We start from the raw sequence: 13515 nt of genomic DNA, 5'->3' as shown, positions 1-13515 counted from the left end.
GCCTAGTCTTGATTCTTGAATTCTTTTCGCATCGTGATTCGATGCGAAATCTCTAGGTCGTTGTACAAACCGGCGGGAGCGTACAAGTTGCCAGCGGCAGGAACCGTGACCACGATCGTGACGTGTTCCAATGTGTCAGCTGAGCTGAAGGTGCTGTTCTCAAACGAGACCGCGTTCGCTCCGTAATCGACACCCCGCTCATCCAAGATTTCTTGGACACGAGCGATGGCCGCTTGATCCGTTCCACCGCGATTGATGCCGCGTCGGGCACCTTCATAGGCGGCGATGGCCACCGTTTCCTTCAGAAAGAAAATGGAGCACAAATCGACGGTCGCAAATGTGAACGTCAGCAAAACCGGTAGGCAAAACGCAATCTCCGCCGTCGCGGTGCCGCGACGTGGCTGATTCAGGTTACCTCCAGAACGCGTCCGGCCGGCTGTGAGAAAACCGGAACGCGTTCCTTTGGAGGTGTGATCGACAGGATTCATGATGCGAGAACCAAAGGCGTTGACGGCCAGTGAAATGTTGGGCGACGATTCTTCACGCCATATCCATCTGGCTGAGGGAGAACGCGACGGTCAAACAGTTGATCAGGTCAGTGATGACAAACGGGTGGTGATGTTCGTAGGGAATGGTTCCCAAGAAGAACCACTAACGAAAACCTAGCTCTGAAAATTCACCTGGGCGTGAAAAATCTTTCAAAACCTTTTAACCTCTGCGCCAGGCCTCGTTTTGTGTGCCGCTTCCTGCAACCGCCAGCAAAGTCCGCATGATTGATCTGACCACTCCCCCAACTGTCACAGATTCGATAGCAGTGACGCTGGTTCCAACACAGGCATTGGCTCAACATTCGCCAACAAGCGACTTGATCGGGGGAATAACGCCGGTTTGGTTGTCAGGCTGGATGGCGGAGTGGTTGTCCCTTTCTTCGTCGACACAAACCGTGATTTTGGCGGTGTTGGGGATTCTCGGCGGTGCCCTCGCCAACCACATCATCCCAACGTGGTGCTGGTACCCCCGCCCCATTTCACCTTGGGTGGATCGAGAACGTTGGCCGTTGCTGCCCCAATTCGCATCGATGTCGAAAGCACTTCCCGCTCGCACTTGGGCGGACCGCATGCCCGTGCTGGGGTGGTTTCGTCTGCGCCGGGAGGCAGAATTGTTTGGACGTTGGTTTTGGGTCCGGCCAGTCCTGATCGAACTTTCCCTGGCCGCCGTTTTGCCTTGGATGCATCGAGCTTACTTGGCCGGACAATTGTTGCCCGCGGGAGTCACACCGGCCACGGTTGCTGCGTGCACGGACTGGATGGCATTGCTGTTCTTCTTTCACGCTGGCTTTTTGGTTTGGTTGATCGCTGCGACGTTCATTGACTTTGACGAACGCACCATCCCCGACCTGCTCACGATTCCCGGCACGATCGCCGCGATTGCCCTCGGAACGATCACCCCGTTTGCGTTTTTGCCGGGAACGGTGGTCAGCAACGCCGTGGTCGGCATCGCACCGGTTTTGGCCAACCATCCGTTTGGGCTCTCAGCGTTCTGGACCAGCCCCAACGGACTGATGACCGGACTAGCGATCTGGGCGGTGTGGTGTTTCGCGCTTGCCGACCGACGGTTCTACTTGCGGCGTGGATGGTCCAAAGCCTGGGGTTATTTCTGGCTCGGATTGACCCGGCACAACTCATGGAAGTACTTGGTCGCAATGTGGTTGGCGGGTTCGGCTATCATCATTGCGGTCTACTCCACCACGCCGATTGGCTGGATGGGCATGCTGACTTCCTTGACAGGGTTGGCGGTGGGAGGCGGCGTTGTTTGGATCGTTCGCTTGGTTTGCGGTTGGGCAATCCAAATGGAGGCGATGGGGTTTGGCGATGTCACGCTGATGGCGATGATCGGCGCGTTGATCGGTTGGCAAGGCAGCATCCTCGCTTTCTTTCTCTCGCCAATCGCCGCACTGATGATTGTCTTGGTTGTGTTTGTGTTGACTCGCGATCCGCGAACGCCGTTCGGTCCTTACCTGTGCCTGGGAACTTTGTTAGTCGTCTGGTTCTGGGACGACGTTTACAACGAACGGTTTCGAACCACGTTGTTGCTGATGGGTGACGTTCTGCTGTGGATGGCGATCGCGATGCCACCGATCTTGGCTGGCATGATGTGGGTGACTCGAAAAATTCGGTTGCAAGTGATCCCAGACGGCGAATGAATGCAAGGCATTTGGACTGAGCTTCGAAAACGCCCCGACCTCTCAAGGCAATGGAAATGAGTTCGGGACATTCCAGTCAAAACAGCGTCAACAGGAATCCGCCGACGAAGACCGCCAACACCACCCAGACAGTGATATGCCACATTGGTTTTCCTCCGGCCCAGTCCGTTCGGTCGGTTGAATCGGGGAATTCGCGGGCCAGAAAGTCCTCGTAATCATCGTCGTCCCACTCGTCTGAATGCTCTTCGCCTTCGCCGGCGTCATCATCCAATTCATCGTCGTAGCTGGATTGCCACGAATCGTTTTCCCAGTGGTTCGTCATGAAATACCAGCGTTTACAAGTCAGATTCGCGTTCATCGGCGTTGAAGGGCCCCTTGCCGTTTCGCTCGTCATTCGCATCGCGTGATGGGGGCGGAGCGGTTAGTCTACCAACATGACCGATCTCATCGCATTGGTCGATCGCTTTGGTCGACGCCACAACAGCCTTCGCATCAGCATCACGGATCGTTGCAATATCCGGTGTTTTTACTGCATGCCTGAACACAATGCGGAATTCCTTCCGCGTAGCAGTGTGTTGACGTTCGAAGAAATTGAACGATTGGCTCGGTTGATGGTTCATCGCTGCGGGGTGCGGGACATTCGAATCACTGGCGGAGAACCGTTGGTCCGTCGCGACTGCGTTGAATTGGTCGCGATGCTAGCCAAAATCGAAGGGCTAGCCGATCTTTCGATGACCACCAACGGGATACTACTCCGCGAAAAAGCGGTTGAATTGCGATCCGCGGGATTGCAGCGACTGAACATTTCACTGGACACACTCGACGAAGCCACCTTCGTCAAAATCACACGTCGCTCAGGAGTCGACCAAGTGATCGCCGGGATCGATGCGGCCATCGAAGCGGGGTTTGAATCGATCAAACTCAACGCACTTGCGATACGAGGAATCAGTGAATCGGAACTGGTCGGTTTGGTCCGCTTCGCGATTGAAAGAGGCGTGACGCTGCGATTCATTGAGTTCATGCCACTGGACAGCGACCGCGCTTGGCAATCCGCGGATGTGCTGTCCGGCGACGCCTGTTTGGAACTGCTAAGCCGAGCGTTCGGGCAAGTCACTCCGGCGGGGCGCGAACATCTGTCGTCACCTGCTGAAACGTTTGTGCTTTCATCGGAAGGACGCGAAGGCACGATCGGAATCATCCGCTCCGTGACGCGTCCGTTTTGCGGCGATTGCAACCGTTTGAGATTGACCGCCGATGGTGGACTGCGAAATTGTTTGTTCGCTCAAACGGAGACGCCACTGCGTGACGCAATGCGTGACGGGTGCGACGATGACATGCTGATACAAAAGATCCAACAGTGTGTGGGCGAGAAACACGCCGCTCACGGCATCGACTCAAACAATTTCCGCCCTCCCGATCGTCCCATGCATGCGATTGGTGGCTAGTGGTCTGTCGGACAACGCTAATGGTGAGAGTTGATCGTAGTGAATGAGGCGACGAGTCGTTGGATTTGAGGCCGGTTCAGGACTCGTCGCCTCGTCCACTACGCTAAAAACAAGTCGTGACAGACCGCTAGCCGAACGCGGCGGATGTCATGAAAACGATCGAGGCCGTGACACGTTGATTGCGTGCGTGAGGCGAGCGGTGAAACAAACCAAGCGACAATCATCGCTTAACGGACAATCAGGACGCCGTTGGCCCCCCGCGTTCCAGAATCGTTCGCTATAATCGCTCGCATGAACATCGCCAATCTGCTCGACAAACGACGATCGAACTGGGGCGAATTGGAACGTCTTTGCGAGGCAATGGAAGTTCGAGGTCGAACGGACAAGGCTGGGCCTCAATACAAAGGTGCCGCTGGCATCGTTCGTTTTGCAACGCTGTATCGCGGTGCATGTGCGGACTTGGCTTTGGCCGACGCGTACCAATTGCCTCCCGCCACGGTGACTTACCTGCACCGACTCGTCGCGCGCTCGCACAATCAGCTCTATCGAGCCGGCAAATTTGAACCGACCGGTTGGTTCGACATGATCTTTCGCGTTGCGCCTCGTGAAATCTACGGTGACGCCTGCGTCCGCGTCGCGACGCTCGTGTTCTTCGGCCTTTTCGCGTTGTCGATGTACTTGGGCTACCAACAAACATTGTTCCCCGATTTCGCAAACGTCATCGTTGGCGACGCCGGGCTGGAACAGATGGAAGAGATGTATGAAATGGAGTTGGTCGGCGGTCTCGATCACTACGTGCAGATGTCCAGCTTCTACATCATGCACAACACCGGGATCGGCTTGAAATGCTTTGCCTATGGAATTCTGATTGTTCCCTGCCTGTACATTCTGTCCAGCAACGCCGTGACGCTGGGGACGGTGTTTGGCTACATGGCTCGCGAAGACGTCGCCAGCCGAGACAATTTCTTTGAGTTCGTGACTGCTCACGGCCCTTTTGAATTGACCGCGATTGCCCTGTCCGCCGCCGCGGGATTGCGATTGGGAATGGGACTGTTCGCCACCGGTGGACTGAGCCGAATTGACTCGGTTCGTCGTTCCGCTGTGCGAGCCATTCCGGTGATCTCGGCAGCCGCCGTCCTGTTTGTGCTCGCCGCTTTCACGGAAGGTTTTATCTCGCCAAGTCCGCTTGCCTACACCTTCAAAGCCGGTTGGTCGGTGATGTCGTCTAGCATGATCAGCTTCTATTTCGTCGTCCTGGGCTTTCCCGGCAATCGCCATGCTCAACCGGGCGGGGATCCTGTCTCGACGATTTTGGACGACACCCCTTCTGGCTCAGATGCCAATTCGAACTCGTTCGCCAACCTCAATGACGATGGGAGTGCGAGCGTCCGTGCAGCTTGATCGCACCCACATCGCAATCCGAGTCCGATCGCTATCGGAAATCGGTGACTTAGCTCTGTTGATGCTTCGGCGCTACCCCGTCGCGGTGACGCGAGCATTCTTTGCTGGTGCTGCACCTTGGATGGTGATCAACGCCATCCTGCTTTCATTCTTGCCGTTACGAATCGCCGCCGACGAGTTCTTCACCGACGATTCGCTGTCGGATCTGATTCGATATGCCAGTTGGATGAGCGTCCTGGTCGTTCTGCAAACACCTTTTGCGGGTGCATTCTCGACGTTCTATCTGGGGCAAGCCGTTTTTGAACAGAAGCCGACCTTGCGACACACGTTCGCGGAGGTTTGGAAACTTCGCTGGCCGCTACTTTGGATCCTAGGCGTCAAACGACTCGCGATCCCCACCACGTTGCTGCTGGCGTTTCGAATCGGTACCGACTCAGACATTTTCATCGATTTCATTTTGCCTTGGTTGATCCTGATCCTGGCCGCCGTCATTCGCAGCAACCGCCCCTTTGTACCCGAGATGCTGGTCTTAGAGCGTTGCCCACTTCGTTCACGATTGCCCAATGTCATCACGCTGGCAAGGCGTTCCAAGGGTTTGCACGGACCAATGTCCAGTGAACTAGGGGGGCGATTCTTGACTGTCGCCGGGACATCGTTTGTGCTGACATGTTCCGTTTACTATTCGCTGATTTGGGTGCGCGGCATCGCGACTTCCAATTGGACGACGGACCTCGTGGCGATGGTCGTGTTTCTCCCGCTGGCTTTGTGGATCATCGCGGCTTTCACCGTCGTCGTCCGCTTGCTGGGCTACCTCGACGCTCGTATTCGATTGGAAGGCTGGGAAGTCGAACTGGCGATCCGAGCTGAAGCGATTCGTCAATTTGGGGAAGACGCGATGACGGGACAAAGCGGCGTGACACGTCAGAACGTTCCATTGGCCGGTTCGCGAAACCGGAGACCCAACATGTCGCCGACGGACCAAGCCAACGATCAAACCGAAGAAGCCATCCTTGTCGCGGATTCGGAATCCGACGTTTCGACACCACCGGTTGAAGTCGAGGTCCGCCCATGACCTCCCCTCTGATGCTCGCGTCGATGCCGACTCGGTTTCGTCATTCGCACGGAACCTCGATTCCATTCGTTCGAACGTTTTGGTTGGGTTGTTTTTTGACATGCCAACTGGTTTGTCTGTCGACGATCGCATGGTCCGCCGAGACAGCCACTGAATCATCGCGAATTTCTCCCGTCAGCGACTCAGTCTGGTTCGACGAAGAAACCGGCAACTTGCTTCCTGTCGAAGTCGAAGACCAACGCAGCGAGGCGGAAAATCGAGCCAGTCGCTGGACGGCCGTCACCTCGAACAAAACCACCGCGGCGAATCCCGCACCCCACACCAACTTTTCATTCGCTCGACTGTTTGGCTGGTTGATGCTGGGGGGATTACTGATTGGTTTGGTATCGATCCTGGCCTGGGTATTTGCCAACAGTGACTTCGACTTCACACCAGGAAACATCGAACAATCACTTTTAAAAGGCGAAACCATCGATCGCCAAACCCGTCAACGCATGGAGCAGTTACCAGAAGCGCTGCGAGACACAAACGTCAATCCGCGGACCGAAGCCGAACGTTTGATGCGTGCGGGTAAGTTCAACGAAGCCATCATCTACCTGTACGGCCATCAATTGCTACTGCTCGACCGAGTCCACTGGTTGCGGCTGGCTCGCGGGAAGACCAACAGCCGCTACGTTCGTGAAACCAAACGGTCTCGAACAGAAACAGGAACGCGTTTGCAGCAAACCGTCTCCGCGTTTGAACGGGCCTACTTTGGACGGCACGAATTGTCTCAAGCCGAATTCGAACGACTCTGGCAATACAACGCGATGCTGGAACAAGAGATCCAAGCCGCGGACGCCGTTCGAACACCGGGGGCAGCATGAACGTCGCCCTCCTGAAGTCTCGCAATCCTGAGTGCAATACCGCGTCCAGCGATCATGGCCCATCCTCTCGTGGGAAGATGCCAGTCAATCGGGTCGTTGTCAGCCTGATGTTACTGTGCGTTTTGATGTCGGTTGGCTGCAGTCGATTCAACACGAGCTACGGAAAGTCAGATGGCACCAGTGGCAAAACAAGCCTCAACGGTTTTGGGGCTCTGAGAGACTCATTGTCGCGAGAGCTGACCGCCACTGAACGGTCCCAGCTCGGCGATGATTGGCAAGACGCGGAATTGCGGGCGAGAAACCTGACGCGTCTTTCGACTCGAGCCAATCAACACGATGCAATTGTTTGGATTCCAACCAATTGGCCGCCTGCCAACTCCGCCGAGGTCGCGGATTGGATGGTGTCGTGGCTTCGTAGCGGTAACCGCACAATCGTGTTTATCGTTCCAGATGAAGGCAGCACGGAAGCCTACTGGCGTGAAGCCTCGCAGGTTGCACCACCCGCACAACGTTTGGAATACCGCCGCCGATTGGCTCAACAGATCAACCTGCGATTGCTCGAAGACGTGCGTCGTGATGACGTGACGGTCGGGAGACTGTTCACGGCTCGCAGCCTTCCCGCGCGGAAGAATGTCGACAATCGCCGCGTCGTCTCTTATGACCTGCATCCCTTTGATCCGATGCGACAAACGACCGTGGCGACCAGCATTCCCGCAGCCCAACCCGCCGGCACAACGAGCAACGGCGATTCCGAAGTCGTCGAATCAGACGATCCAGTGCAAGACCAGGCGGCGGAAGAACAATCGGATGACTCCAACGAGAACGCCCGCCCCTCGATCCAGTTCGAACCTCTCGACCAAACCGACGATGTCACGCTGCTTGCCCGAATCACACATCCCAAATGGAAGGATTCGCGAATCTTCGTCGTCGCCGGCGGAGGCCTGCTTACCAACTTCGCGATGACAGACGAACCCGCGTTGGAAATGGCAGATCGCCTTCGCGCCGAAATTTTGTCGACTGCCAAAGTCGGGCCGGACGAACGAGTCAGCCTGGGCTTTTTGTCCACGGATGACATGTGGGTTCCCATTTCGGATGCCGAACCCGGGGCTCCCGCACAAACCGGGATGGAATTGTTGACGACGTGGCCAATCAGCTTGATCACGATTCACGCGTTGTTTCTGGGCGTGGTGATGTGCTTGATGCTGCTGCCGACTTTCGGTCGCGCCCGACAAGTCGTCTACCATCGTTCCACTCACTTTGGAAACCATCTCACGGCGATGGCCGTCTTGATGCGCCGAGCCGGTGGGATGGACTTTGCCAAAGAAAAGATCAACCATTACATGCGAGTCGTTCGCGGCGAACCCGAATTGTTTGCGGTTCCGAACCAACCAACCGCGTCCGCACCGAACGATCCCTCGCCAGCGCCCGCTGATTCGGATGAGTCGTCCCCAACGAATGCATCCACAAACACTGATTCGCCCGAGGCCAACGCCCTCGCAAACCCTGTCGCACCGTCATTCGACCCGCCAAGTCCTCACGAGCCCGTTGAGAAGTCGCCTTGAACGATCCTTCCTTGCCACCCATCTTGCCCGAAGACACCCCCGGCCCCGAACACCTTGGCGGCGACCAATCTGCGTTGCCCCAACCCGGTTCTGGTGCCTCGGCGCCCGAAGCTCCACCGGTCTCGCCCGAATTCGCCAAGATCAAAGAGCTCTTTGAGATGATCCAGGCCGAAGTCGGCAAGCTCTACGTTGGGCAAGACGAACTGGTCCTGGGCACGTTGACGGCGTTGTTCTCCGGCGGTCACGTGCTGATCGAATCGGTTCCCGGTTTGGGCAAAACGCTGTTCGTGCGAACACTCGGACGGATCCTTGGATGCGAATTCGGACGCATTCAGTTCACCGCTGACTTGATGCCCTCGGATATCACGGGCGCCCCCGTCTTCGACATGCAGAAGAGCGAGTTTCGTTTCCGTGCCGGCCCCGTGTTCACGCAGTTGTTGCTGGCCGATGAGATCAACCGGTCGCCGGCCAAGACTCACGCGGCGCTGCTTGAAATCATGCAGGAATACCGCGTCACAATTGACGGAACCAGCCATCCGGTGCCGAAACCATTCCTGGTGCTTGCCACGCAAAACCCGCTCGAAAGCGAAGGCACATACAACTTGCCCGAGGCCCAACTCGATCGGTTCATGTTCAAGCTGATGGTCGACTACCCCTCCGCCGAGGAAGAAGCGGACATTCTGAAATTGCATTCGCTGCAAGTCGACTTTGGGAAGCGATTGGAAGACGAGATCCAACCGATCACCAACCCGGAGATCGTTCAAAAAGTCATCTCGACGTGCAGCCAAGTTCGCGTCGAAGATCGTTTGGTGGATTACATCAATTCATTGATTCGTTCCACGCGAACGTGGCCGGCATTCCACATTGGCGCGTCGCCACGAGCTGGAATCGCCTTGATGCAATCCGCTCGCACCATCGCCGCCTTCTCCGGCCGCGATTTCGCGGTCCCGGACGACGTGATGGAGATCATTTTGCCTGTTTTGCGGCACCGAGTCTCGTTGACGGCGGAGGCCGAAATTGAGGGTCGCAACGTTGATGAGGAATTGCGGGCCATGATTCGAGGAATCGAAGTCCCAAGGAACTGAAAGTTAGTCATTCCCCCTTGCGAGAAATCGAACCAGCCGATATTTTCACGCCCTCGCAAGCGACGCGAAAGCGACTCGCGTGTGACGAATTAGAAGAAGCACCCCTAGCTCAATTGGATAGAGCATCGGTCTACGAAACCGAAGGTTACTGGTTCGAATCCAGTGGGGTGTACTGCTCCAAAAGCCGTGTTCAGCAAACCGCTGACACGGCTTTTTTCGTACGCTCGCACCATCCGCTGAGCAAGAACCGCGGAGCGGTGGCATCTGCCAGCCTTGGGTTTCAACCCAAGGTCAGCGCGACCAACAACACAAACGAACGGCGGAGGGTTCGTTTCACAGTTCGATGATTTGGCTTTCGGCAACCAACCAAGTCCGATCGTCTTTCTGAGGTTGGACGACGTGGGTTCCGGTGAACTCGCCGATGGCTGGAAAGACGAGACATCCAGACGAGTACCAGAAGCACGGCAACCTTCCGAAGGAATCACGCCCCGAGCCGATTCGGATCGACGGATGCAAATGACCGCACAACCACAGGTCGGCTCCATCTGGCACGGGACCAGGATGGTGCCCCAGCGCTAGTTGCCCCATTCGCTCGCCTTCCTCGACGGTTCGAATGGGCCAATCGCCGGGTAAATTCCCGACGTGTGCATCATGATTGCCTCGGACCAATAGGAATTCCACTCGCGAGTGCGCGGCGAAAAACGATTCGACGGCGGCGACGGTCTCAGTCGTGAGCGATGATCTTGCGTGGAACAAGTCCCCAAGTATCACGAGACGAGATGCATTCGTATCCGCCAGCAATCGCGAGATGGTTTGCAAGGTTTCACCACTGCTTCCCAGTGGCACCGGAATCCCATGACGGCGAAACGTGGCGTCCTTTCCCAGATGCAGATCCGCGACAAACAACGTGTCATGCTCCGGGCAAAACGCTGCCCGCGACGCGAAAAGTTGCATTCGGGTGCCGGCCAAGGTCGCGAAGATCGATCCAGGCTTCATGGCTTGCCCGCCGCCAATTCCAAGTCAGCTTGCATTCTTCGAATTCGATCCGCCAAAGTTTCGCTGCTGACCCGTTCCCGCAATTTGTCGACCAACAACCCGAACGCCAACGGCGTCACACGTTTCGGTTCATTGAGAATGATGCGGCTCGCCTGAATGCGTTGCAAAGCCAACCGCATTCGCGAAGATTCCAGTTGCTGCTCCAACACCTCTCGACGGCTCTGTTCCAACAACATGTTGCTCGGATCGTACTCGCAGAACACATCGAAGAACAAGTTGCTGCTGGCTTGCAGATGCCCGGCACTTTTCCGCCGACCGGGCAGACCAGGGTGAATCAAACCGGCAACGCGTGCGATCTGACAAAACTGACGCTTTGCCATCTCGGTCGAGTTCATGCTTTCCATAATCTCTTCGACCAAGTCACCGGTGGCGAACACCCCAGCGGTCACCGCCTGTTCAACCTCGATTGGCGTGGGGGACTGCAACACGATGCCGTGGTCATTGCAACCAATGGAAAACGTCTGCGTCCGTCGCTGTGACATTCGATACGCAAACAGCGCCGCCAAGCCTTCATGAACCAAACGGCCTTCCAATGGGTACAGGAAAACGTGATGCCCGCCCCGCGTCTTGACCTTTTCCATCAACAGTTCATCGCTGCGGGGCAGCGTGCTCCATTGCGACTGCAATTCCAACAACGGTTTGAGCGACTTCATTTCTCGACCGACGAACGTCCCCTCAGAAGCCTGCTCGATTCGGCGCCGGAGTCCGTCGCTCAGTTCACTCGAAAGCGGCATGCGGGCGCCCATCCAACGCGGCACAGAATCAGGCTTTCCCTTGGCCCGACGCACGTACGCCGCGTTGTCTTTGACGCGTACCAATTCCACCAACCGGCCCGCAAACAAAAACTTGTTGCCGGGTTTCAGTTTTGAAAGAAAACTCTCCTCTGCGCTCCCAAGCGTCTTTCCCTTTAGATATTTCACCTGCATCGATGCATCGGCGACAATCGTGCCGATGTTCATCCGGTGGTTGGTGATCGTCCGTCGCTGCGTCACTTGGAATCGATCGTCGACGACTTCGACGCGGTGGTAGTCCGGGTAGGCTTCCAGTGACTCACCCCCGCGGACGACGAAGTCCAACACCCATTGCCACTCGAGGTCTGTCAAAGATTGATAAGCATATGCCGTGCGAACTTCTTCTAGCAGAGCGTCCTTGGTGAATCCCCCACCGATCGCGATCGTCACGACATGTTGAGCGAGCACATCGAGCGGTTTGTTCAACATCGGCCGCGCTTCCAAGCGACCACTGCGAATGGCGTCTTGTGCAGCCGCTAACTCGATCAGTTCAATCGCATTGGTGGGAACAAAGACAAGCCTGCTCGTCGCGTTAGGCTGATGCCCACTTCGCCCCGCCCGTTGCAACAATCTCGCTGCCCCTTTGGGACTGCCGATTTGAACCACTAAATCCACGGCGGTGAAATCAACTCCCAGGTCCAAACTGCTGGTGCAAACCACCGCACGAAGCTTCCCTGCACGTAAACCGTCCTCGACCCATTGGCGGACGGACATGTCAAGCGAACCATGATGGATCGCGATCTGCCCCGCCCAATCGGGTTTCTGCTTCAACAGATTTTGATACCAGATTTCGGTTTGCGATCGTGTGTTGGTGAAGACCAACGCACTTTGGACGGACTCCAACAACTGCACGACCTGTGGAACCATTTTGGTGCCGAGATGCCCAGACCAGGGGAACCGATCCATCTGTTCCGGAATGATGGATTCCAAATTGATTTTTTTGTTCTTGTGTCCTTCCACCACTTTGACTCGGTCGGTCGGAGTGTCGCCCATCAAGGCCTCACACGCCTGAGCCAAATTGCCGAGAGTTGCCGACACACCCCAGATCTGCAGATTGGGATTGAGTGAACGAAGCCGTGACAATGCCAGCTCGGTTTGAATCCCACGCTTCGTGCCCAGCAACTCATGCCATTCGTCGACGATCACACATTCCAATTGAGACAACTGAGCCAGTAATTTCTCATGCGTCAACATCAACGAGAGACTTTCCGGCGTCGTGACGAGTGCCGTCGGAAGCTTTTTCAATTGCCGCTGCTTTGCACTCTGCTTGCTGTCGCCCGTTCTGGACTCAAGGGTCCACGGCAACCCCAGCGAATCGAGCGGTGCGCGGAGTGATTTCTCTGTGTCACCGGCCAGCGCACGCAGCGGCGTGATCCAAAGGACGCGAGCAGCCGGACTTCGCTTGGGATTCCATTTCGAACGGTCAGGGTTCTCCTGCAACCAATTCAGGATCGGCCCCATCCAAACGCCCAGAGTCTTTCCGGTCCCAGTCGCGGAGTGCAACAGCCCGCTGTAGCCATCGCGATAGCTCCGCCAGACTGAGCGTTGAAACGCAAACGGTTTCCACCCAATCGAGGCGAAGTAGCGGTCGATAGTCTGAGTGGGTGTTTCGCGTTTGAGCTGGAAAGGTTTTTTCAAAGCATCCAATTAATGGCTGGGGGATTCGCGGCCTCAGTGAACTGAACCGCAGCGGTTCTCCGTCCATAACGCAATCGGTGTGCCACTGCGCCAGGTCATCTTCCCAACCCGACGCGTCAGTTTTGAAGTTGCGCTTTTGCGTGTGGCATTGGTTTTTTCATAACCCGACGCGTCAGCGAGGGACTCACCACCACGCAGCATGGTCCCTCGCTCACGCGTTTTGAAGTTGCGCTTTTTGCGTGAGCTTCGCCAGATTGGTATTGCAATGAAAGGCGGGGCCAACCCATGACGAGTTGCTTGTGTTTACACCCTTCACGTTGAAGGCCCCACCAATGATCATCGTCCCCGAAGTCGCTCCCAAGCTCAAGGCCTTCCTCTGCCAAACTGGGCTCAAGC

At 56.3% G+C, this 13515-nt stretch carries 12 protein-coding genes and 1 tRNA gene; 8 read left to right on the top strand and 5 right to left on the bottom strand.

Features of this window, described 5'->3' with window-relative positions; genetic code table 11:
- Nucleotides 1–2 precede the first annotated feature (2 nt).
- On the bottom strand, nucleotides 3–488 hold the full coding sequence (locus ACF8AM_RS04515; RefSeq protein WP_392554485.1) for a TadE/TadG family type IV pilus assembly protein: 486 nt from the start codon (nucleotides 486–488) through the stop codon (nucleotides 3–5).
- A gap of 416 nt (nucleotides 489–904) precedes the next feature.
- Between ACF8AM_RS04515 and ACF8AM_RS04510 the strand changes: the two genes are divergently transcribed.
- The gene (locus tag ACF8AM_RS04510; protein ID WP_392554499.1) at nucleotides 905–2203 is read left to right on the top strand and encodes a prepilin peptidase; all 1299 of its coding nucleotides are present in this window, start codon (nucleotides 905–907) and stop codon (nucleotides 2201–2203) included.
- Nucleotides 2204–2279: 76 nt separating this feature from the next.
- On the opposite strand, the gene ACF8AM_RS04505 is transcribed toward ACF8AM_RS04510, so the two are convergent.
- On the bottom strand, nucleotides 2280–2561 hold the full coding sequence (locus ACF8AM_RS04505) for a hypothetical protein (RefSeq protein WP_392554484.1): 282 nt from the start codon (nucleotides 2559–2561) through the stop codon (nucleotides 2280–2282).
- A 76-nt stretch (nucleotides 2562–2637) separates the two neighbouring features.
- On the opposite strand from ACF8AM_RS04505, the gene moaA reads away from it, so the two are divergent.
- From moaA to ACF8AM_RS04470, 7 genes are all read left to right on the top strand, one after another.
- Nucleotides 2638–3648 carry a GTP 3',8-cyclase MoaA gene (gene moaA, locus ACF8AM_RS04500; RefSeq protein ID WP_392554483.1) on the top strand — a complete coding sequence of 337 codons (1011 nt, stop codon included), beginning with the start codon at nucleotides 2638–2640 and terminating at the stop codon, nucleotides 3646–3648.
- Between the two features lie 291 nt (nucleotides 3649–3939).
- Nucleotides 3940–5049 (top strand): stage II sporulation protein M, encoded by a 1110-nt coding sequence (locus ACF8AM_RS04495; protein ID WP_392554482.1) that lies wholly within the window; start codon nucleotides 3940–3942, stop codon nucleotides 5047–5049.
- A complete protein-coding gene (locus ACF8AM_RS04490; RefSeq protein ID WP_392554481.1) occupies nucleotides 5039–6121 on the top strand; it encodes a hypothetical protein in 1083 nt (360 codons plus the stop codon). Before ACF8AM_RS04495 ends, ACF8AM_RS04490 begins: the two co-directional genes overlap by 11 nt.
- Nucleotides 6118–6987, top strand: a complete 870-nt coding sequence (locus ACF8AM_RS04485; RefSeq protein WP_392554480.1) for a DUF4129 domain-containing protein — start codon at nucleotides 6118–6120, stop codon at nucleotides 6985–6987. Before ACF8AM_RS04490 ends, ACF8AM_RS04485 begins: the two co-directional genes overlap by 4 nt.
- Complete coding sequence (locus ACF8AM_RS04480) at nucleotides 6984–8549, top strand: hypothetical protein (protein WP_392554479.1); 1566 nt, start codon at nucleotides 6984–6986, stop codon at nucleotides 8547–8549. The genes ACF8AM_RS04485 and ACF8AM_RS04480 overlap by 4 nt, the downstream gene beginning before the upstream one ends.
- Nucleotides 8546–9634 (top strand): AAA family ATPase, encoded by a 1089-nt coding sequence (locus ACF8AM_RS04475; protein ID WP_392554478.1) that lies wholly within the window; start codon nucleotides 8546–8548, stop codon nucleotides 9632–9634. Before ACF8AM_RS04480 ends, ACF8AM_RS04475 begins: the two co-directional genes overlap by 4 nt.
- A gap of 98 nt (nucleotides 9635–9732) precedes the next feature.
- Nucleotides 9733–9806 (top strand) — tRNA-Arg (locus tag ACF8AM_RS04470).
- 161 nt (nucleotides 9807–9967) lie between these two features.
- Here ACF8AM_RS04470 and pdeM read toward each other — a convergent pair.
- The 3 genes from pdeM to ACF8AM_RS04455 form a co-directional block, all read right to left on the bottom strand.
- Nucleotides 9968–10630, bottom strand: a complete 663-nt coding sequence (gene pdeM / locus ACF8AM_RS04465; RefSeq protein ID WP_392554477.1) for a ligase-associated DNA damage response endonuclease PdeM — start codon at nucleotides 10628–10630, stop codon at nucleotides 9968–9970.
- Entirely contained in the window at nucleotides 10627–13119 is a 2493-nt protein-coding gene (locus tag ACF8AM_RS04460) for a ligase-associated DNA damage response DEXH box helicase (RefSeq protein ID WP_392554476.1), read from the bottom strand. Before ACF8AM_RS04460 ends, pdeM begins: the two co-directional genes overlap by 4 nt.
- A 116-nt stretch (nucleotides 13120–13235) precedes the next feature.
- The coding region (locus tag ACF8AM_RS04455; protein WP_392554475.1) for a hypothetical protein at nucleotides 13236–13515 on the bottom strand (280 nt) is incomplete at its 5' end.

This window comes from Rhodopirellula sp. JB055 (assembly GCF_043100905.1).
Classification (GTDB): domain Bacteria; phylum Planctomycetota; class Planctomycetia; order Pirellulales; family Pirellulaceae; genus Rhodopirellula.
Note: the sequence above shows the minus strand (reverse complement) of the source record. Positions and strands in the feature narration are given on the sequence as shown.